At 66.3% G+C, this 20,904-nt stretch carries 20 protein-coding genes; 12 read left to right on the top strand and 8 right to left on the bottom strand.

Annotated elements, in window-relative coordinates; translation table 11 throughout:
* Window positions 1-104 precede the first annotated feature (104 nt).
* The 6 genes from CV_RS15330 to CV_RS15305 all read left to right on the top strand — a co-directional run bounded on the left by CV_RS15330 (window position 105) and on the right by CV_RS15305 (window position 5,488).
* Window positions 105-1,400, top strand: coding sequence for an aminopeptidase P N-terminal domain-containing protein (locus tag CV_RS15330; RefSeq protein WP_011136669.1), 1,296 nt, complete (start codon window positions 105-107; stop codon window positions 1,398-1,400).
* Between the two features lie 17 nt (window positions 1,401-1,417).
* Window positions 1,418-2,575, top strand: coding sequence for an FAD-dependent oxidoreductase (locus CV_RS15325; protein ID WP_115610161.1), 1,158 nt, complete (start codon window positions 1,418-1,420; stop codon window positions 2,573-2,575).
* A 3-nt stretch (window positions 2,576-2,578) separates the two neighbouring features.
* A complete protein-coding gene (locus CV_RS15320) occupies window positions 2,579-3,730 on the top strand; it encodes a UbiH/UbiF family hydroxylase (RefSeq protein ID WP_011136667.1) in 1,152 nt (383 codons plus the stop codon).
* A gap of 34 nt (window positions 3,731-3,764) precedes the next feature.
* Window positions 3,765-4,484 carry a DsbC family protein gene (locus CV_RS15315; RefSeq protein WP_227590048.1) on the top strand — a complete coding sequence of 240 codons (720 nt, stop codon included), beginning with the start codon at window positions 3,765-3,767 and terminating at the stop codon, window positions 4,482-4,484.
* 69 nt (window positions 4,485-4,553) lie between these two features.
* A complete protein-coding gene (locus CV_RS15310; RefSeq protein ID WP_043596452.1) occupies window positions 4,554-5,126 on the top strand; it encodes a hypothetical protein in 573 nt (190 codons plus the stop codon).
* 101 nt (window positions 5,127-5,227) lie between these two features.
* Window positions 5,228-5,488, top strand: a complete 261-nt coding sequence (locus tag CV_RS15305; RefSeq protein WP_011136664.1) for an acyl-CoA-binding protein — start codon at window positions 5,228-5,230, stop codon at window positions 5,486-5,488.
* Window positions 5,489-5,549: 61 nt separating this feature from the next.
* Here CV_RS15305 and CV_RS15300 read toward each other — a convergent pair whose 3' ends face one another.
* The 7 genes from CV_RS15300 to nhaR form a co-directional block, all read right to left on the bottom strand.
* Window positions 5,550-5,984 carry a type IV pilin protein gene (locus CV_RS15300; protein WP_011136663.1) on the bottom strand — a complete coding sequence of 145 codons (435 nt, stop codon included), beginning with the start codon at window positions 5,982-5,984 and terminating at the stop codon, window positions 5,550-5,552.
* An 18-nt stretch (window positions 5,985-6,002) separates the two neighbouring features.
* On the bottom strand, window positions 6,003-9,269 hold the full coding sequence (locus CV_RS15295; protein ID WP_052278852.1) for a pilus assembly protein: 3,267 nt from the start codon (window positions 9,267-9,269) through the stop codon (window positions 6,003-6,005).
* A 2-nt stretch (window positions 9,270-9,271) separates the two neighbouring features.
* Entirely contained in the window at window positions 9,272-9,820 is a 549-nt protein-coding gene (locus CV_RS15290; protein ID WP_043596451.1) for a pilus assembly PilX family protein, read from the bottom strand.
* Window positions 9,817-10,497 carry a PilW family protein gene (locus CV_RS15285; RefSeq protein ID WP_043596450.1) on the bottom strand — a complete coding sequence of 227 codons (681 nt, stop codon included), beginning with the start codon at window positions 10,495-10,497 and terminating at the stop codon, window positions 9,817-9,819. Before CV_RS15285 ends, CV_RS15290 begins: the two co-directional genes overlap by 4 nt.
* Complete coding sequence (gene pilV, locus CV_RS15280; protein ID WP_011136659.1) at window positions 10,494-11,030, bottom strand: type IV pilus modification protein PilV; 537 nt, start codon at window positions 11,028-11,030, stop codon at window positions 10,494-10,496. Before pilV ends, CV_RS15285 begins: the two co-directional genes overlap by 4 nt.
* Window positions 11,021-11,578: a GspH/FimT family pseudopilin gene (locus CV_RS15275; protein ID WP_011136658.1), complete on the bottom strand. Its 558-nt coding sequence runs from the start codon at window positions 11,576-11,578 to the stop codon at window positions 11,021-11,023. Before CV_RS15275 ends, pilV begins: the two co-directional genes overlap by 10 nt.
* 139 nt (window positions 11,579-11,717) lie before the next feature.
* Entirely contained in the window at window positions 11,718-12,599 is an 882-nt protein-coding gene (gene nhaR, locus CV_RS15270; protein WP_011136657.1) for a transcriptional activator NhaR, read from the bottom strand.
* A 126-nt stretch (window positions 12,600-12,725) separates the two neighbouring features.
* Here nhaR and htpX point away from each other — a divergent pair, with 126 nt between their 5' ends.
* The 6 genes from htpX to CV_RS15240 all read left to right on the top strand — a co-directional run bounded on the left by htpX (window position 12,726) and on the right by CV_RS15240 (window position 19,230).
* On the top strand, window positions 12,726-13,607 hold the full coding sequence (gene htpX, locus CV_RS15265) for a protease HtpX (RefSeq protein WP_011136656.1): 882 nt from the start codon (window positions 12,726-12,728) through the stop codon (window positions 13,605-13,607).
* A 56-nt stretch (window positions 13,608-13,663) separates the two neighbouring features.
* Window positions 13,664-14,662 carry a TerC family protein gene (locus CV_RS15260; RefSeq protein ID WP_011136655.1) on the top strand — a complete coding sequence of 333 codons (999 nt, stop codon included), beginning with the start codon at window positions 13,664-13,666 and terminating at the stop codon, window positions 14,660-14,662.
* Window positions 14,663-14,776: 114 nt separating this feature from the next.
* Window positions 14,777-15,490 (top strand): response regulator, encoded by a 714-nt coding sequence (locus CV_RS15255; RefSeq protein ID WP_011136654.1) that lies wholly within the window; start codon window positions 14,777-14,779, stop codon window positions 15,488-15,490.
* Window positions 15,487-16,944: an ATP-binding protein gene (locus CV_RS15250; RefSeq protein WP_011136653.1), complete on the top strand. Its 1,458-nt coding sequence runs from the start codon at window positions 15,487-15,489 to the stop codon at window positions 16,942-16,944. The genes CV_RS15255 and CV_RS15250 overlap by 4 nt, the downstream gene beginning before the upstream one ends.
* A gap of 438 nt (window positions 16,945-17,382) precedes the next feature.
* Window positions 17,383-18,459, top strand: a complete 1,077-nt coding sequence (locus CV_RS15245) for a porin (RefSeq protein WP_011136651.1) — start codon at window positions 17,383-17,385, stop codon at window positions 18,457-18,459.
* A 156-nt stretch (window positions 18,460-18,615) separates the two neighbouring features.
* Window positions 18,616-19,230, top strand: a complete 615-nt coding sequence (locus tag CV_RS15240) for a hypothetical protein (RefSeq protein ID WP_011136650.1) — start codon at window positions 18,616-18,618, stop codon at window positions 19,228-19,230.
* Between the two features lie 54 nt (window positions 19,231-19,284).
* On the opposite strand, the gene CV_RS15235 is transcribed toward CV_RS15240, so the two are convergent.
* Window positions 19,285-20,904 (bottom strand): flavin monoamine oxidase family protein, encoded by a 1,620-nt coding sequence (locus CV_RS15235; protein ID WP_011136649.1) that lies wholly within the window; start codon window positions 20,902-20,904, stop codon window positions 19,285-19,287.

Genomic DNA, 20,904 nt, shown 5'->3' with positions numbered 1-20,904 from the left:
TCGGCCGGGTTTTTTCATGCCCGCGCCGCTTGGGCCGCGCGCCGGCCCGGTGTAAACTGGCGTTTTGCCCCGCACGACCCGTTCCCGCAAGGATTTCATTGCCCATGCACCAGCCGCATGCCGAACGCCGCAAGCGCCTGTTGGCCCAGATAGGCGACGGCGTCGCCTTGTTGTCCACCGCCCCCGTGGCGGTGCGCAACGCCGACAATCACTATCCCTACCGCGCCGACAGCCATTTCCTGTACCTGACCGGTTTCGAAGAGCCGGAGGCTGTGTTGCTGCTCGACGGCCGCAGCGGCCATTCTGTGCTGTTCTGCCGCGATCGCAATCCCGAGATGGAAATCTGGGACGGCTTCCGCTACGGGCCGGACGGCGCGAAGGAGATGTTCGGCTTCGACGAGTCCTATCCCTTGTCCGAGATGGCCGAACGGGTTCCCGACCTGTTGGCCGACCGCAGCCAGCTGTGGTGGCCGCTGGGCCACGACGAGGCCTTCGACCGCCGCGTCAACCGCTGGCTGGACGCGGTGCGCGGCCGTTCGCGCGCCGGCGCCCGGCCGCCCGCGCATTACGGAGACCTGCGCGCGCTGCTGGACGAAATGCGCATGGTCAAGGACGAGGCCGAGATCGCGCTGCTGCGCCGCGCCGGCGAGATCTCCGCCGCCGGCCACGTGCAGGCGATGCGTACCGCGCGTCCCGGCATGCGCGAATACCAGCTGGAAGCGGAGCTGCTGCACGTTTTCGTCGGCCACGGCGCCCGCCAGCCAGCGTACGAAAGCATCGTCGCCGCCGGCGCCAACGCCTGCACGCTGCACTACGTGGCCAACAACGCGCGGATCAACGACGGCGAGCTGCTGCTGATCGACGCCGGCTGCGAATACCGCGGCTACGCCGGGGACATCACCCGCACCTTTCCGGCCAACGGCCGCTTCAGCGGGCCGCAGCGCGACGTGTACGAGATCGTGCTGGCGGCGCAGCAGGCCGGAATCGACGCGGTGAAGCCGGGCGCGGTCTGGCACGCGCCGTCCGACGCGGCGCTCGAAGTCCTGGCGCAGGGCATGGTGGATCTGGGACTGTTGGCTGGCAGCGCGGATGGCGTGATCGAATCCGGCGCCTACCGCCAGTTTTACATGCACGGCATCGGCCACCTGATCGGCCTGGACGTCCACGATGTCGGCCAGCGCAAGCACGACGGGCAATGGCGCCGCTACCAGCCGGGCATGTGCACCACGATAGAGCCGGGCCTGTACATCCGGCCGGCGCCCGGGGTGCCTGAGGCGTTCCACGGCATCGGCGTGCGCATCGAGGACAATGTGCTGGTGACCGCGGACGGCAACGAGGTGTATACCGCGGCGGCGCCCAAGACGGTGGCCGGGATCGAGGCGCTGATGCGCGGGGAGTAAGGACGATGGATTCTACGATGAGTGAACATGCCGATGTGCTGATCGTCGGCGGCGGCCCGGTGGGCGCGCTGGCCGCCTTGAGGCTGGCGCGGCAGGGCCGCAGCGTGCTGCTGCTGGAGGCGCGCGCGAAAGACGCCGAGGTGCGCGACGCCCGCGCGCTGGCGTTGTCCTGGCATAGCCGCCGCCTGCTGGAAGAGGCCGGCGCCTGGCCGGCCGACCTGCCGGCCACGGCGATAGACACCGTCCACGTGTCGCAGCAGGGCGGTTGCGGCCGCACCCGGCTGGACAGCGCGGACCTGGGTCTGCCGCACCTGGGCGCGGTGGTCGATTACCCGGCCTTGGTCGCTGGCCTGGGCGGCGCGCTGGAGGCGGCGGGCGTGCAGGTGATATGGCAATGCCGGGTGACGGCGGTGAAGAGTCTGAGCCAGTACGCATGCGCCGAGGTGGAAACGCCGCAGGGCAAGCAGCTGCTGACCGGCAGCCTGCTGGTATTGGCCGAGGGCGGCGCGCTGGCTGAGACGCTGCCGGGCATCCGCCGGCTGACACATGATTACCGTCAGTGCGCGCTGCTGGCCGAGGTGGAGACCGAACTGCCGCCCCAGGGCGTGGCGTACGAGCGCTTCGCCCACGCCGGGCCGTTCGCGCTGCTGCCGCACGGCGAGCGCTACATGCTGGTGTGGACCCGCAGCCAGGCCGATGCCGAGCGGCTGGCCGCCGCCGACGCGGCGGTATTGCGCGACGAGCTGCAGCAGGCTTTCGGAGAGCGCCAGGGACGGATATTGTCGATCGGGCCCAGGGCCAGTTTCCCGCTGGCGCTGCGCCAGGCCAACCGGGTGACCAGCGGGCGGGTGGCGCTGATCGGCAATGCCGCCCAGACCATGCACCCGGTGGCGGCTCAGGGCCTGAATCTGGGCTTGCGGGATGCGGTCGGCCTGGCCGACGCGCTGGAGAACGCAGCCGACGCCGGCGACGCGCGCGCGTTGAAGCGCTACGCGGATTCGCGCAAGCTCGACAGCCACGCGGTGGTCGGCTTCACCCATGGCTTGATCAAGCTGTTCGACGGCCATCACCCGCTGATGAGCCGGCTGCGCGGCGTCGGCATGACGGCGCTGGACGCGCTGCCGTCCTTGCGGCGCAAATTCGCCGGCCACCTGGTGTTCGGCGTGCGGGGATAAACGATGCGTTACGACAAATATCACGCGGTCGTCGTCGGCGGCGGCCTGGTCGGGGCCAGCCTGGCCCTGGCGCTGGCGCGCGCCGGCAAGCGGGTGGCGCTGCTGGAGGCCGGCGAGCCCGCCGTTGATGGACTGGAGCAGGGCTGGGACGCGCGCGTCTACGCGGTCAGCCCGGCCAACCGGCGTTTCCTGGATGGCATGGGCGCCTGGCCCGACATGGCGCGGATCGGCACCATCGCGTCGATGGACGTGCGCGGCGACGCCGGCGGGCGGATCTCGTTCTCGGCCCGCGACGCCGACGCCGACGCGCTGGCCTGGATCGTCGAGAACCGCTGGCTGCTGGCCTCGCTGTGGGCGCAGCTGCGCGACGGCGGCGCGGAGCTGATCACCGGCGCCCGCGCCCAGGCGCTGGCCACGACGCCTGGCGAAGCCCGGCTGAAGCTGGAGGATGGCCGCGAACTGGCGGCCGAGCTGCTGGTGGGGGCCGACGGCGCCAACTCCTGGGTAAGAGGTCAGCTGGGCTTGCAGGCCAGCGTCAAACCTTATGGCCAGAGCGGCGTGGTGGCCAATTTCTCCTGCGAGCAGCCGCATCAAGGCGTGGCGCGGCAATGGTTTTTCGGCGACAGCATCCTCGCCTGGCTGCCGATGGCAGGGAACCGAATATCGATGGTCTGGTCCACTCCTGATCCGCAGTCGCTGCTGCAGCTGTCGAACGAGGAATTGGCCGCGCGCGTGGCGGAGGCCGGCGGGCGCCAGCTGGGCGCGTTTGCGACCCTCACGCCGGCGGCGGCCTTCCCCTTGCGGCTGATCCAGCCCGAGGCGGTGGTCAGCGAGCGGGTGGCGCTGATAGGCGACGCCGCCCACACCGTCCATCCGCTGGCCGGGCAGGGCGTCAACCTGGGTTTCCAGGACGCGGCCCAACTGGCCGCGCTGCTGGGCGCCGCGCCCGATTGCGGCGACTGGATGCTGCTGCGCCGCTACCAGCGCCAGCGCCGCGAGGCGGTGGCCGCGATGCAACTCGGCTGCGATGGCTTGTACCGGTTGTTCCATGCGAAACTGCCCGGTCTGCCATGGCTGCGCAATACCGGCCTGTCCCTGACCAACTGCCTGACCCCGTTGAAACGGCAGTTCGCCAGGCAGGCGATTGGATACTGATATCCCAAAGGACCCCTGATCGATGAACAAGAGAATGAAAACGCTGGCCCTGTCCAGCGCGATGCTGATGTCGCTGGCCGCCTGCTCCCAAGCCGCCGGCGGCAATGTCGAGGACGTGAAGAAGGCTTTCCTGAATCACTTTCCCGGCAAGCAGGTGAAGAGCGTCAGCGCCACCCCGGTCAAGGGCATCTACGAGCTGGTGGTGGACGGCCGCCAGGTGGTGTACGTCAACAGCGACGCCAGCTATCTGTTCGTCGGCGACCTGATCGACGCCAAGAACAAGGAAAGCCTGACCGAGAAGAAGATGGCCGAGCTGTCCAAGGTGGACTTCAACGCGCTGCCGTTCCAGTACGCGTTCAAGGACGTGCGCGGCAAGGGCGAGCGCAAGATGGCGGTGTTCACCGATCCGGACTGCCCGTTCTGCAAGAAGCTGGAGCGCGAGAGCCTGAAGGACATCGACAATGTCACCATCTACACCTTCCTCTACCCGCTGACCCAGCTGCATCCGGACGCGATGCGCAAGTCCAAGCAGATCTGGTGCTCGGCCGACAAGGCCGCCGCCTGGACCGCCTTCATGCGCGACGGTAAGCCGCTGACCGGCCCGGACAACTGCGACACGCCGCTGGACAAGATCCAGGCGCTGGGCGAGAAGATGGGCATCACCGGCACGCCGGCGCTGGTGTTCGCCAATGGCCGCATGGTGCCGGGCGCGATCGACGGCGGCGACATCGAGCAGCTGCTGAACGCCAAGTAAGCCAACAGCGACGGGGCCGGTTTCATGGGTCCCGTTTTTGATGGCGGGCTGCGCGGAGCGGGGAGAGGGATGAGGCGCTGGAACACGACCGAACGGCTGCTGCTGGCGCTGTGGTTGTCCCTGCTCGTCCATGCGGCGCTGCTGTGGCTGCCGCTGCGGCCCGGACAATGGAGCGGCTGGCATGAGGCGCTGCGGGTGCGGCTGCGGGGCGAGCCGGCGCCGGCCGCCGCCGAGCCGCCGCCGATCGCGCCGCCGCTGGCGGAAGCGCCCCAGCCCGAGCAGGACGACATGCCTCCGGAAGACATCGGAGACGATAGATTGCGTCTGGGCGCCGACATCTATTACCCGGCCAGGGAACTGGACCAGCTGGCGCAGGAGCGCGGCCGCATCGCGCTGCCGGATGTGGTTTTGAGCGGGTCGACGCAGCCGATCGAGGTGCTGGTGTTCATCGGCGCCGGCGGCAGGGTGGACGCGGTGCGTTTCGAGGGCGAGGTGAATGCCAAGCTGGCCGATGCCGTCGCGCCGGTTTTCCGCGGCGCGGATTACCAGCCGGCGCGCAAGGACGGACGGGCGGTGAAGAGCTACAAGCGGATACGGATCGAGCCGCAGACGGAGGCCGCGCCGCCGCCCCTGTCGCATTGAGCCCGCTTCATGCTACATTGTCCCCCGTTCCGGCGCATGCCGGAGGGCTAACACCGCCAGGGACGGAGCCAACCGTCCCGGCAATCGACAAAGGAAACGCCATGTCTGATCTGCAGACTCTCTTCACCCAGGCCCAGGCCGACGTCAAGACCCTGTCCGAGCGTCCGGACAACCAGACCCTGCTGCAGCTGTACGCGCTGTTCAAGCAAGCGACCGAAGGCGACGCCACCGGCGAGCGCCCGGGCATGATGGACTTCATCAACCGCGCCAAGTTCGACGCCTGGGAAAAGCTGAAGGGCAAGGATGGCGCCGCGGCGATGCAGGAATACATCGATGTGGTGAACAAGCTGCTGGCCGACTGAGCCGCGCTGGACCGCGATCAAGCCAAAACGGCGCCATTCAGGCGCCGTTTTTGTTTGCCCGTCACCAGCAGCCGCTGACGTTCAGCGGGGTGCCGCTGGAGCCGTTGGCGATATTGCTCTGGTTGCCCAGATTGTCCAGCTGGTAGGTCTGGCAACTGTCCTGGGCCTGGCTGCCCTGCGGCGCGGCGTTCAGCACGAAGGTGCTGTTCGTGGCGCTGGCGATGGACAGCGCGTACAGATTATTGCCGCTGCCAGGCACGTAGACCGTGCCGCTGGCATAGCCCAGAGTGGCCAGCTGGCTGGCGTAGTTGTTGTTGATGGCGAAATAGCTTTCCTCGCGGCTGGCCAGGTCCTGCAGCGCGGTCTTGGCCGCGGTGCGGTTGGACTGCATCATGAAGCTGCGGTACGAGGGCAGGGCGATGGACACCAGCAATGCCAGCACGGCCAGCGCGATCACCAGTTCCAGCAGGGAAAATCCTTCAGGCTTTTTTTTCATGGTTTTGTCTCTAGCGTCTCAGCGCAGCTCTATCCAGTTCAGCCTGGCATGCAGGTCGAACGCTGCCGGATTGATCTGCGGCGGGGTGGCGACCGGGCCGCCGCTGATGCTGCTGCCGATCGCGAAATAATTGCCCAGAAAGCGGACCACGCTGGGCGAGCCCGCCATATTGACCGCGATGCCGTCGATCACGCTGCCGCTGATGCCGTTGAAATTGCCGGAATCGTTGGCGTAATAGGAGCGCAGGGTGGCGCCGCCGGTCTTCGGGTTCAGCGACATGGTGAAGCCGGTGGCGGACGACACCGTGCACGACGACGGATTGCTGTTGGGCGGAATGGTGGTGTTGACGGTGAAGGTGCCCAGCTGGCTGACCGGGTTGTAGATCACCTGCTCATTGCTGCCGGGCAGGTTGAGCAGCCAGCCGTAGCTGGAGCAGCTGCTGACGCCCTGCCAGCAGACGGCGTTGTTAGACAGCGCGCGGTAGCCCTGCACCGAGCCCAGCGTCGAGCTGTAGGACGCGGCGACGGTCTGGGCAGTGAGATTGCTCGGGCGCACGGTCAGGCCGCCGGTGGGGGCCGCCTGGCTGTAATAGGCGGATTGGCCCGTCAGCGTGTTCCAGCCCGACATGTCCCAGTCCCAGACGCCGTACAGACTCTGGGTGCCGCCGGCGTAGACGTCGGCGGAGTTGGTGGTGAACGGTATTTTCTGGCCGGTGCCGAACGACACCAGCACCCGCGGGCTGGTGTTGCCGGTGGGGATGGCCGTTACCAGCAGCTTGCTGGTGATCGGCTGCAGGCTGGGCGTGCAGCTGCCGGCGCTGATCTGCGCGCTGCTGCAATAGGTGTACTGGGTGGTGAACAGCGGCGAGGCCGCGCCTTTGCCGAACTGCGATACCGACCAGCTGGACGGCGTGCTGCCGGTGACATCGAAGCGCCAGACGTTGCCGAACAGGTCGCCGGCGTAGATGTAGTCGGCGGTGTTGTCGCCGTCCAGGTCGGCGACCGTGGTGTAGTAGATGCCGTTCTTGCCGCCGGCGCCCGAGGGATCGTTGGCGCTGCCGCTGCCGGTGTCCAGCTCGTAGAAGCTGGGCGCGCCGCTGCTGTTCACCAGCATGATGAAGATGACGGCGTGGCCGTTGGCGCTGTTGTAGCCGTTGCCGAACACCGCGCCCCACTGGCCGTTGTGGAAGCGGGCGATCACCGGCGTGCCGAAGGTGTAGCCCAGATCGTTGCCGCAGGTGGCCTTGTTGACGCAGCTGAGCGTGCCGCTGTTGATTTCCGACACCACCAGGCTGGCGGCGTTGGTTTCGGAGAAATTGGCCGGATTGCTGACGTCCAGCATGTATATCGCCTGGCCGCCGGCGCCGAGGCCGCCTATCAGCCAGGTGTGCCAGGCGCTGTTGTAGAACAGGTCGTCGGCGACGGGGGTGGCGTCGACGAAATACTGGTGGGGATAGGTGGGGTTGCTGTACTGGACGGTGTTGGCCTGCACCGCGGCCGGCAGGTAGGCGAGCACTTCCTGGCCATCGTTGTTGGTGGCCACGTAGTTGCCGTTGGCGTCGTTCGCGCCGCTGCGGAAGCCGTGCAGCATGCCGTCGTTGCCGCCGTTGTAGACGACGTTGGTCCGGGTGGCGTTCGCGCTCTGGTAAGCGGGATAGGTCTGGGCGCCGGTCGCGTTTTCCGCCGGCGAGGCGGAGGGGTAGAGCTTGTCGCTCCAGGTCGCCTGATAGTTGTTCTGCGGCGGCCCGACCCAGATCGGGCTGCTGTTGATCAGGTCTCCCAGCACGCTGTCCCGGTCGCGGAACAGGCCGCTGCCCAGCGTGGTGACCTCGTTGCCGCGCGCGCCGCGCAGGTAGGACACCCGAGCGGAGCCGTTGCCGTCCGGGCTGATGGCGCTTTGCTGGCCAGCCGTCAGGTTCGCCCATTGGAAGGGGATGCCCTGGCTGCCGCTCCAGCTGAGTATGGCCCGGCTGGTCTGCGCGTTCATGTTGCTGGCGCCGGTGGTGGCGCAGCTGCCGCCGGTCAGCACGCAGGAGCTGTCCCAGGTGGCGGTGCTGGCCACCGAAACCTGGCCGGTGCTGGTATTGCCCTGCAAGGCGTAGGACGCCAGCGAACCCCACCAGTTGTCGGCGTGGTAGCTGGCTACATATTGCTGAGTGCCGGTGCGGATCAGCGTGGTCTGCTGGCTGTTCAGGCCGCTGGAGCTGGCGGACTGGGTGAAGGGCTGGGCCTGGAAGCAGCTGATCTCATGCACGTTGCGGCTGGCGCCGGTGGACGCCGCGAAGCCGAAGGTGATCTGGCTGGGCAGCGGCCCGCTGACCGCGGTGTTGTTGATGTCGTAGTTGGTGATCACCGGCACGTAGGCGCCGTTGTTGTAGCTGTACCAGAGGCTGAGCAGGTTGGCCGGCGTGATCTTCAGCTTGTAGCTGATCGGCACCGCCTGGCCGCGCCTGGTGGCCGATTCGTTGGCCATGGGCTGGCTGGACGGCAGCTGATAGACGCCGCCGCTGGTGCCGGGGATGCTGATGAATGGATAGTTCATCACGCTGGTGCCGTTGTAGTTGCCGTTTCGGCACACGCTTTGCACCATGGACGCGCTGAAGCTGCGGCCGAACTGGGTGCCCAGCGAGCTGGCGGCCACCGAGCCGGCGCCGCGCAGCGAGATGTTCTGCGGCTTGGCGCCGGGGCCGCTGGAGGTGTTGTCGTTGTAGTAGCCGCCGTTGGGAAAGTTGCCATACTCGTCCATGCCCAGGCCGAGGTAGCCGCCGATGATGCCGTTGTACGGCGAGTTCACGTTGGAGCAGCTGTAGCCCAGGCTGCCGCCGAAGGAGCCGACGGCGCTGGGGATGGCGGTGAGCAGGAAGAAGCTCATGCCGTCGGCGCCGTTGCGCGCGCTGCCGCCGGAGTCGCCGTCGTAGGTGTAGCTGGTGAAGGTGGCTTGCAGGCCGCTGCTGGACGGGAACAGGCTGTTGTAGACGATGGCGCCGGACTGGCTGCCGGCGCTGTTGGTCAGCCGCAGCGCGCCGTTGCCGTTGGAGTCGGGCAGGGTGCCGCTGTAGCCGCCTATCTGGGTGTTGCCGCTGGGGTCCTTGCTGCCGCAGGCGGGAATGGTGCCGCTGCCGTTGCCGGCGGTCATGCAGGCGCCGCCGAACACCAGCCAGTTGAGCTGGGCGCTGCCGCCGGTGAAGTTGTCGCTGACGGTGACCGCGCCGGCGGCTTGCGGCCACAGGCTTGCGGCCAACAGCGCCGTCAGGCTGAGGGTGAGGCGCGGGGCATCGGGTCGCATGGTCATTTCCCCAGGTTGGTGGTGCCGGAGTACAGCGTGTAGGTGCTTTGCAGCACGGCCACCGACGCGGCGTTGCCGCCGTAGCCTATCGCGGTGAGCTGGTAGATCGCGCCGCTGCCGGCGGCGTTCAGGCCCAGATACTGGATGTAGAGCTGGGGGGACTGGTAATAGGTTTGGCCGCCGCCGCTGGCAGAGGCGGTCATGAAGGGCGGGGTGTAGGTATAGCCGGCGTTGCCCCACGATGTTGTGGCGGTCGGGTTGGACAGCGCGTTGTTGCAGACCTGCAGCGTGCTTTGCCTGCCGCTGCAATTGGCGGCGGCGCCGGCGTTGCCGCCTTGGTTCAGCCACCACTCCGCGTATTGCAGCGTCGCTTCCGCGGCCTCGAAGGCGCGGCCCTTTTCGCGGGTGTTGCCGGCCAGCTTGCCCAGGAGGCCGCTGCTGCGCATCAGCGCGATGCCGATGATGGTGATCACGATCAGCATCATCAGCGCCGCGATCAGCGTGAAGCCGCGTGGACGGCAACAGCGGGATCGATGGAGATGGCGCTTCATAGCTGGTTCATCAGGCCGGTGAGCCAGGACATGGTCACCGTGGACTGCTGGCCGGGTTGATTGGCCAGCGGATTGATCATGGTCAGCGTCACCCACACCGAGCGCACGGCGGCGCCGGCCGGCAGGCTGGAGGCCGGGTAGTAGTGGGTGGTGGAGCCGGCGCCGGTTTCATCCACGCCGTACAGCACCTTCATGCCGCTGACGCCGTCCACCAGCACCTGGGCGGTTCCGCCGTTGACCGCGCAGGTGAGCTGTTTCGAGCCGTTGACGGCAAATTGATTGATGTAGATCTGGCCGTTGCCGCCGGCGCCGTTGCAGTTCAGGGTGTTGTCATTGACCTGGGAGGCGAAGCGCACGCTCAGGGTGTCCGGCGCGCCTGACGCGCCAGACGTGCCGATGATCGACTGCCCCGCGGCGAAGCCGTTTCCGGCCGGCAGCGCTTGCGCCGCGGTCTGGGTTTGCGGGTTGGGGTAGTAGCCGGCGGATTGCACGATGCTGCTGATCAGGGTCATCGCCGTGCGCTGGTTGTCCTGCAGCTGGGCCAGGCCGGACTGGCTGGTCTTGGTCAGCCGCACGGAACTGAAGATCATGGTCAGGATGCCGAGCAAGGCCAGGCCGATGGCGATGGCTACCATCACCTCGATCAGGCCGCTGCCGCGCTGCCGGGCGGCGTTCATGGCACCACCACCATCTGGTAGCTCTGGCTGGCCGTGGCGGCGGTCATCGAGGCGGCGTTGACCGAGCGGCTTTTTTCCAGCCAGTACACGGTGATGGTACAGACCACTGGCGTGGCGCTGGAAGCTGGGTTGCAGGCGATCTGGCCGCTGCCGCCGGGCAGGGCGCTGATGGTGCCGCTGCCCCACTGGGTGGCGTCGTAGCCGGCGATATTGGCGGCGGTGCAGGTGGTGCCGGAGGCGGAGCAGACCACGGTCTGGCTCAAGGAAGGCGTGCCGCTGATGACGCCGGAGGCGCTGACGCTCCAGCTGCCGCTGGCGCTCAGCGCGCCCCAGTACGCGGTATTGGCGTGCATCGCGGCGGCCATGCTCTGGGCGGCGATGGCCCCCAGGCTGCGGCTGCGGGCGATGCTGGTGCTGTTGATGGCGGCGGCCTGCATGCCGGCGATGCCGAGCAGGCCCAGCGAGATCACGATCAGCGCCACCAGCACTTCCAGCATGCTGAAGCCGCTCTGGCGGGGCGCGCTCATGGACATGTGTATTGTCCCGTGCTGTCGGTCTGGCCGCTGGCCAGCACCTGGGGGTGGCCGACCGCCGCCAGCGCCACGCAGCGTCGGCTGCTGGCCTGGTTGGCGGGCGTGTTGAAGGTAAGCATGCCGACGTTGCTGGACGGGGCGTAGCCCATGCGGTTGAAGCATAGCGACGGATAGGCGCTGTTGCTGTAGACGGCGCTGTCGCCGCTGCCGAAGGCCTGCTGCCTGCGCAGCACGGTGCCGCTGGTGTCGCCGCAGCTGTTGTTGACCGCTTGCAGCACGATCCAGCCTCCAGCCCAATTCGTGCTGGCCGGCGCGACGGTATTGCAGTTGGCGCCGTCGGAGGAAGGACAGACCAGCACGACCTGGCCGCGTTTGAGCGCCTCGTTGCGCGCGGACAGGATGTCGCCGTACAGATTGTTGCTCTCGGACATCACCGCGTTGCTGGACACGGTGCTTTGATAGGCCGGCACGGCGAATGCCAGGACGATGGCCAGCAAGGCCATGACGATCAACAGCTCCAGCAGGGTGAAACCTTGTTTCTTGTCCATGATGCTCAATCTGTTGCCCGGCGCGCGCGCCGGCGAAGTGCTTCAATCCATTATCAGCCAAGACTCCCCGCGGCGGAATCGCCGCCGCCGCCGCTGGTCCGCCCGCCGGGTCCGTCTGTCGCCTGCATGGCACAGCGGCTCATGTCCAGGCTTGCAAAATCGCCTGCAGCGCGGGGTGCTGCAGCTTGCGGCGGCTGGCGGTGACGTAATAGTGCTCCCACACGCCGTCCAGCGCGCCCAGCGGCAACAGGCCGGGATGGTCGGCTTCGCCGTCGGGCGAAACCGGCGCCGGCAACAATCCCAGTCCCTGGCGGGCGAATGTTTCCATCAACGCATGATCATCGAATTCGCCGACAAGGTCGGGCCGGACGCCGTTCGCGTCGAACCAGTGCTCCAGTTGCCGGCGCAGCACGTTGTCCCGGCTGGGCAGCAGCAGCGGCGCCTGTTCCAGGCTGGCCGGGAATCCGGCCTGGCAGCGGGCGTGCAACTCCGGCGCGGCCAGCAGCTGCACCGGGCAGCGCAGCAGCGGCCAGGATTGGAACTGCTGTTGCTCGCCGCTGGCCACGGGGCGGTCCGCCAGCACCAGGTCCAGCCGGTGGCGGCCCAGTTCGCCGATCAGCTCATCGAAGTCGCCTTCGCCGCAGCTGAGCCGCAAACGGCCGTTGGTGCGCAGCGCCGGCCGCAGCAGCCGGCTGGCGATGCCTTTGGGCACGACATCGGAAATGCCGGCGGCCAATCTCAGCGTCTGGTCCAGCAGCGGGTCGGCCAGCGCCGTCTCCAGTTCTTCCCCCAGCAGGAAGATGCGGTCGGCGTAATCCAGCGCCAGCCGGCCGGCCTCGGTCAATGCCAGGCCGCGGCCCTGCTGGCGGAACAGCGAACGTCCCAGTTGCTGTTCCAGCTTGGTGATCTGTCCGCTGATGGTCTGCATGCTGACGTTCAACTGGCCGGCGGCGCGGGTGACGCTGCCGGCGCGCGCCACATGCCAGAAATAGTGCAGATGCTTGTAATTGATCCTGTCCATGTCTATTCGAAAATTTCGAAGAATTATTCAGATAATACTTTATTTTTTCGATGCTTTATCTGTCATACACTGCAGCATGGCTCCGGCGCAAGACCGGGCCGCGTTCCACTTTTTGGAGAATGAAACATGAAACGGGTGATTTTGCTGATTGTGACCAACATCGCGGTGATGCTGGTTCTGAGCCTGAGCGTGCGATTGCTGGGCCTGGATCGCTTCGTCACCGCCGGCGGCCTGAACCTGGGCATGCTGCTGATGTTCTCGGCGGTGCTGGGTTTCGGCGGCGCTTTCATTTCCCTGGCCCTGTCCAAGACCATGGCCAAATGGAGCACCGGCGCGCGGGTGATCACGCAGCCGTCCGGCCAGACCGAAGCCTGGCTGCTGAACACTGTGCGCAAGCTGGCCGACCGCGCCGGCCTGCCGATGCCGGAGGTGGCGGTGTACGAGGGCGAGCCCAATGCTTTCGCCACCGGCCCCAGCCGCGCCAACTCGCTGGTGGCGGTGTCCACCGGCTTGCTGGCCAATATGAATGAGGAGGAAGTGGAGGCGGTGCTGGCGCACGAGATCGCCCACATCCGCAACGGCGATATGGTGACGCTGACGCTGATCCAGGGCGTGGTCAACACCTTCGTCTATTTCCTGGCCCGGGTGGTCGGCTACCTGGTGGACAGCTGGCTGAAGCGCGACGAGGAGAACGGTTCCGCCGGCACCGGGATCGGTTATTTCATCACGGTCATCGTCTGCGAGATCGTATTCGGCATCCTGGCTTCCGTGGTGGTGATGTACTTCTCCCGCCAGCGCGAGTTCCGCGCCGACGCCGGCGCCGCCGAGCTGCTGGGCTCGCCCGTGCCGATGGCCAACGCGCTGCGTCGTCTGGGCGGCATCGAGGCCGACGGCTTGCCCAAGAGCATGGCGGCTTCCGGGATCGCCGGCGGCCGCGGCCTGCTGGGCCTGTTCGCCACCCACCCGAGCATGGAGGAGCGCATCGCCGCGCTGGAAGGCCGCGGTTGACGGAGCGGGCGGCGTATCCCGCCGCCCCACATTGATGAATTGAATGGAGTGTTGAAGTGATCGATTTTCTGACCGCCCCCGCGCTGGGCTATCCGCTGTGGACCTGGCTGGCTTTTCTGGCCGGCGTGCTGGCGCTGCTGGCCTTCGATCTCGGCATCTTGCAGAAGAGCGGCCGCGAGATCGGCGTGCGCGACAGCCTGAAGCTGTCGGCGTTTTACATCGGCATCGGCCTGGCCTTCGGCGGCTGGGTGTGGTGGTATCGCGGCGCCGACGCCGGCGTGCAGTATTTCACCGGCTATCTGCTGGAGAAGTCGCTGTCTCTCGACAATGTGTTCGTGATTTCGCTGATATTCGGCAGCATGGCCGTGCCGCGCGCCTACCAGCATAGGGTGCTGTTCTGGGGCATTCTGGGCGCCATCCTGATGCGGGCGCTGATGATAGGCGCCGGCGCGGCGCTGGTTGCCGAGTTCCAGTGGGTGCTGCTGCTGTTTGGCATCTTCCTGCTGTGGGCGGGCTTGAAGATGCTGTTTTCCGGCGACGATGAGGCCACGCCGCTTGCGGAGCAGAAGTTCTACCAATGGCTGCGCCGCCGGATGCGGCTGACGCCGGCGCTGCATGGCAACGCTTTCCTGGTGCGCGGCGAGCGCCACGGGCTGGCCAGGGGCTGGTGGGCGACGCCGCTGCTGCTGACGCTGATCCTGGTGGAGTCGGCCGACCTGGTGTTCGCGGTGGACAGCATCCCGGCCATTTTCGCGGTGACCCAGGATCCCTTCCTGGTCTACACCTCCAACATCTTCGCCATTCTGGGCCTGCGCGCGCTGTATTTCGCGCTGGCGGCGATGGTGCACCGCTTCCACTATCTGAAGTACGCGCTGGCGCTGGTGCTGGTGCTGATAGGCGTCAAGGTGGGGCTGGTGTACCTGCACGATGCCGGCCTGGTGGCGTTCAAGCTGCCCACCGCCTGGTCGCTGCTGGCGACGGTATCCCTGCTGGCGGGCGGCATCGTCTATTCCTGGCATCGCACCCGTCTGGAGACGGACAGCGGAACCAATTGACAGTTCGGTTACTCCAACCTTGAGAACGCGGGCGCCAGAAGATGGCGCCCGCGCCGTTGTCGCGCTTGCAGGCGACACCTTCGTGACCAACTCCCGATACCTTAGGAACTGCCGATGTCTCAAGCTTCCCGCGTACTTATTGTCGATGACGATCCGGATCTGCGCGATCTGCTTAGCGATTATCTGAGCCGCCAGGACATGGTTGTCTCCGCGGTGGGCGATGGCGAGGCGATGAACCGCGCCCTGGCCGAGCAATCGTTCGACATCCTGATCCTGGACCTGATGCTGCCGGGCGCGGACGGCCTGACGCTGTGCCGCGACCTGCGCTCCCGCTCCAATATGCCCATCCTGATGCTGACGGCGCGCGGCGACGAGCTGGACCGCATCATCGGCCTGGAAATGGGCGCCGACGACTACCTGCCCAAGCCGTTCAATCCGCGCGAGCTGCTGGCCCGCGTGCGCAGCATCCTGCGCCGGGTGGAGGAGCGCCGCAACAACAGCGCGCTGCGCGCCTTGCAGTTCGGCGACTGGCGGCTGGAGCTGGGCGCCCAGCACCTGGTCGACGGCGGCGGCGTGGTGACGCCCTTGTCCGGCGGCGAGTTCAAGCTGATGCAGGCGCTGGCCGAAAATCCGCAGCGCGTGATGTCGCGCGATCAATTGATGGAGGCGATGAACGGCAAGGAAGCCGGTCCGTTCGATCGCACCGTCGACGTGATGATAGGCCGCCTGCGCCGCCGCCTGGGAGACGACGCGCGCGAGCCGCTGCTGATCAAGACCATACGCAGCGGCGGCTACATGCTGGCTTGCGAGGTGGTGCCGGTGCGATGAGGCGTCTGCCTCGCACCCTGTACGGCCAGTTGTTGTTGACGCTGCTGACCAGCGTGCTGTTGGCCAACGTGATCGGCATCGCGCTGGTGCTGACCGACCGCGAGCGGCTCAGCCGCACCTTGCGCGCCGAGTATGTGGCGCAGCACCTGGCGGACATGATCAATCTGCTGGATGAGACCGCCGCCGCCAGCCGGCCCAAGCTGGCCGGCGCGCTGACCTCGCCCAACGCCCAGGTGCTGCTCGACCACCCCTGGCTGGCGGGAGGCAAGACCAGCCTGCCGGAGGCGGGGAAGCTGCGCGAGTTGATCCTGGCCGATCTCGGCTCCCCGTTCCGATTGCAGGTGCTGTCGTTCCGCGACGATTCCCCCGATGCGGCGGAGGACTTGCTTAGGCCCTTCGTCGAGCCGGGCCGGCATGTGTTCACGCCGGGCAAGCAGTTCTGGGTTCAGGCTTTCCCCAACAAGCTGGGCGAGGGCGGGCCGGAGTTCAAGATCCAGATGGCGACGGTGCAGGCGCAGCTGCGCGACGGCACCGTGGTGACCTTTCGCATCGGCCAGATATCCAGCGCGGCGGAAACGCCGTGGCGGGTGACCGCCTGGCTGCTGCTGGTGGCCCTGGTGGTGGCGGCGGCGTCCGCTTGGGCGGTGCGTCGGCTGACGCGTCCCTTGTCGCTGTTCTCCAAGGCGGCGAGCGGGCTGGCGTCCGATCTGAACCAACCCCCGTTGCCGGAGACCGGCACCCAGGAAGTGGTCAACGCCACCCGGGCCTTCAACCGCATGCAGCAGGAGCTGCAGCGCTACCTGCAGACCCGCAGCCAGATGCTGGCGGGCGTTTCGCACGACCTCCGGCTGCCCATCACCCGGGTCAGGCTGCGGCTGGAGCAGCTGGAGGAGGGCAGCGCCCGCCAAGCGATAGAGCGGGACCTGTCCGAGATGGACCAATTGATAGGCGACACATTGGCTTATTTGCGCATGGGGCAGGGCAACGAGAATGCCGTGCTGCTCAATGTGGGCGCGCTGCTCGAGGGCGTGATCGAAGACATCGAGGCGCTGGGCGCGGAGGTGGCGTACCAGGCGGAGCCGGTCAGGCCGTTGTACGCGCGGCCGCAGGCCTTGCGGCGGGCCATCGCCAATCTGCTGGAGAATGCCCGGCGCTACGGCGGGGATGGCGTGGTGGAAGTGGCGCTGCGCGAGCGCGCCGGCCGGATCGAGATCACGGTGCGCGACCATGGTCCCGGCATCGCCGAGGCCGACCTGGAGCGCGTGTTCGAGCCCTATGTCCGGCTGGAGCATTCCCGGGCCAGGCACACCGGCGGCAGCGGACTGGGGCTGGCGATCTCCCGCGCCATCGCGCGGGAACACCATGGCGACATCCTCTTGTTCAATCACCCGATGGGGGGATTGTGCGCGGAGCTGCATTTCCCTGCGCTGCGGGATGCGGCTTCGGAGCGTTGAGCGGCGAGCCCGGCGCAGCGCGGCGATGACGGGCGGGCGCGCGCGCTTAACAATGTTTGACAAACAGGGTGTCGGGGGAAATTGATTCGAAAAACGAAAGCGAGTACACTCTAAATTGAGTCTGGTTGATGTCTGAATTTCTTAGGTTCGAGCAGGCTCAGGTCAAGTCTATCCTTTTGTAAGGCCCACAAGCGTGGGCCTTTTTTTTCGATTTTTGACATTGTTTCGCCGTTAATGGCTTTGTTAAAGTTCATTAAGCAACAAATTGACACATATTTGTTAAGTTTGGACATGATTTCATGCTTGGGTGCGAGTGTTGTATTTTTGCTGCTTGTGATGTGTTTTTACAACATAGTACCGAAGTGTTCACTTGCATATATCAATCGACGGAATTAGTATTCAATCGCTTTCTAAGACAAGCCACAAGGATTGTTCACCATGAAAAAAACTCTGATCGCCCTGGCGGTTGCCACTCTGCCGGCTGCCGCATTCGCTGATGTCACCATCTACGGCCAAATCAAGGCCGGCGTGGAAAATGTCGATGCCGGCGGCGTCAACAAGACCAACGTCGATGACATGGGCTCCCGCATCGGCTTCAAAGGCAGCGAAGACCTGGGCAATGGCCTGAAGGCCATCTGGCAGGTTGAAAGCGGCTTCGACATCGACGGCACCAACCGTCAAGGTTACGGCACGTTCGCCAGCCGCGAATCCTTCGTCGGTCTGGATACCGGTTACGGCAAGGTTCGCCTGGGCAACATCTCCACCTTCAGCGACTCCAACATGAGCGTCGTGAACCCGTGGGAAAGCTCCAGCAATGCGCTGCAACTGAACGCCTTCACCCGCGACGACGTCCGCGTGAAGAACGCTGTCCGCTTCGACACCGCCAACTACAACGGCTTCCAGGGCGCCTTCCTGTACGGCACCAAGGAAGACAAGACCGCTTCCTTCGCCGGCGCGCCGAGCGACAGCTCCCGCGAGCTGTACAACCTGGGCCTGTCCTACGAGAACAGCGGCTTCTTCGGCAAGTACCAGTACATCCACCAGACCCCGGTGACCATCGCCGGCGTGCGTTCCCAGTCCAACGACAGCCATCGTCTGGAAGCCGGCTACAACGCCAACAACCTGCTGGTGGCCTTCGGTTACCGCAACGACCGCGGCGACAGCTCCATCACCCCGCTGAGCTTCCTGCAGAACAATGCGGTTCCGAACGGCGATGGCAGCAAGTACAAGTCGCAGGAATACGCGCTGACCGCCGCCTACACTCTGGGCGCCTTCACGCCGAAGATCACCTACGCTCAGGCCAAGGACTACGACAAGGACGGCGTGAGCGTGGATAACACCGGCTACAAGCAGTTCCTGGTCGGCGTGGATTACCAAATGTCCAAGCGCACCACGGTTGGCCTGCAATACGGCGAAGTGAAGGCTGACAAAGCCATCTTCAACAATGGCAGCGACGCTTCCAGCACCGGCAACAAGCTGCGCGGCGTGGGCCTGAACATGGTTCACTCCTTCTAATACCGCAAGGGATTAGAAAAGGCCGCGTCGATGGGCTGACATCGGCGCGCGAATACAGACTGCCGTTCCCGCGAGGGAGCGGCAGTTTTGTTTTGGGCGGCTTGCCAGCCCGCGCCTGCGGGCGTTAAATCGGACTTTTGCCTACAGGAGAGTTCGATGCCGGAATTGCACCGCCTGCTGCACTCGGTGGCCCAGGTCTTGCCCTGGCTGGATAAGACGATGGCGCCGTGGCAATGGCTGGCAGACTTGTCCGCCCTGCTGGCTGCGCAAAGGCGCGGCGCTTTTCCGGATGACTGGATGGTCGATGGCGAGTCCATGATCCACCGCAGCGCGGTGCTGGAGGAGGGCGCGATCCTGAAGGGGCCGATCTGGATCGGCCCAGGCTGCCGGGTGGCCGCCCATGCCTACTTGCGCGGCGGCGTAGTGCTGTGTCCCGGCGCGACAGTGGGGCCGGGGTGCGAAATCAAGACTTCCATCGTCGGGCCGGGCAGCCGTCTTGCCCATTTCAATTTCGTCGGCGACTCTGTGCTGGGCGCCGACGTCAATCTGGAGGCCGGCGCCATCCTCGCCAATCATTGGAACGAGCGCGCCGACAAGGCTATCCGGCTGCATGTGGCCGGCGAAGTGCTGCTGCCGGGGCTGGATAAGCTGGGCGCGCTGCTGGGCGACGGCGTGAGAGTGGGCGCCAACGCGGTGTTGTCGCCGGGCACGGTGCTGGCGGCCGGAACCGTGGTGCCGCGGTTGGGGCTGGTGGAGCAGGATAGGCCATGAAAACGGACCGCCGCGGCCTAGCCGGGCGGTCCGTGTCGGGGGCGCGAGGGCAAGCTAGCGCGGGAAGGCGGAAACGCCCAGTTTGCCCAGCAGGTAGCCGGCGGTCTGCAGCGCGCCCTCCACCCAGCCCTGGGCATCGGAATAGGCCTCGCCGCAGATATACAGCGGCAGATCGGTCGGCTGCACCACGGCGTGCTTCACCTCCCAGCTCTTCACCCCTATGTTCCAGCTGTTCCAGCCGCCGCCGAACGGGTCGTCGCCCCAGTCGCGGTAGGCGGCGTTGCGCACCTTGGGCGTGTAGCTCAGGCTGTGCATCACGGTCAGCTGGCGAGTGACTTCCTCTGTCATCATCCGCGGGGCCTTGTACTGGTGCCATTCCAGCTCGTTGCGCATCACGTCGTCGTCGACGCCGATGAAGGGATCGGCCAGCGGCGCCACGTCCAGGCCGCGCGCTCTGGGTTGACGGCGCTTGGCCCGCAGCCCATCCCAGAAGCCGGTGTTGTCCCCGTCGTCGTAGCTGGCCAGCAGCATCGCGTGGCCTGAGGTGGCCGGTTTGCCGTTGTCCTTCGGCCAGTAATAGGTTTGCCGCACCGGCAGGTCGGTGACCGAACGGCCTGCCTCCACCGCCGCGTAGACCGGCTTGCCGTCGGTTCCTGAGACGGTGCAGCCGGTGTTGCGCCACCAGGGACTGTCGTAGGTGGTGAACAGCTTGAACAGCGGCCGCGGGGTGACCGTCGAGATCAGCGCCTGGGTCTTGGCATCTTGCAGCGCGGGGCTGGTGGCGGTCAGCAATTCCAGCGAGCGGCGCGGCATCGCCAGGATCAGCGTCTTGGCTGCCGCCGCGCTGCCGTTGACCAGGAAGGAAAAGCCGTCGCCTTTCAAGGCGATGTCGGAGACGTGGGATGCCAGCCTCACCTCGCCGCCGGCTTGCTCAAACAGCTGGGCCAGCGACAGCGGCACCTGCTGGAAGCCCTTGCAGAAGCCCTTGTATTTCGGGTCGACGCCGAAATCGGACAGATACCAGGGGATGGCGTCGGCGGCGTTCCAGTTGCACAGCGTGGAATCGTAGCCGCCGACGTCCTCCGCGTATTGGTAGGCTTCGCCGGTGATCACCCGCAGCAGCACGTTCCAGAAGCCCTGCTTGTACAGCGGCACGCCGCCGAATTCAGCGCTTTGCGCCATTTCGCGGCGTTGTTCTTCGGTGAGGGCGGGATTGGTGATGCCCGGCACGATCTGCTCGATCGCATTGACGATCACCGCGCCGGCCGACTGGCCGTGGTCGATGAAGTTGAGCTGGTAGGGCACCAGGTCCGGGTTCTGGGTGAAGTCCGCCAGGCGCAGGTAGACGCCGCGCAGGAAGGCGATGTTCTGCGGCTCGTCCACCGGGAAGTCGTACAGCGTGATCTGTTCGTCGTCCGGCAGTTCCTTGTTCAGCTCGTGAATCAACTGGGTGACCAGCGGCTGCACCGCCGGCAGGATGCGCATGCCGCCCAGCTCCGCCACCATGTCGAAAATGTCGGGCGGCCGCACCGACAGCAGCCGTCCTCCGATGTGGTTGCTGGCTTCGAACACGGCGATCTTCTTGCCGGGATAGGTCTGTTTCAGTCGCCAGGCGCAGTAGACGCCGGATACGCCGCCGCCGACGATGGCGATGTCGAAGGTTTCTTCAGCCAT

The sequence above is a fragment of the Chromobacterium violaceum ATCC 12472 genome, assembly GCF_000007705.1.
Taxonomy (GTDB): Bacteria; Pseudomonadota; Gammaproteobacteria; order Burkholderiales; family Chromobacteriaceae; genus Chromobacterium; species Chromobacterium violaceum.
This window is presented reverse-complemented; position numbering and strand designations above follow the sequence as displayed.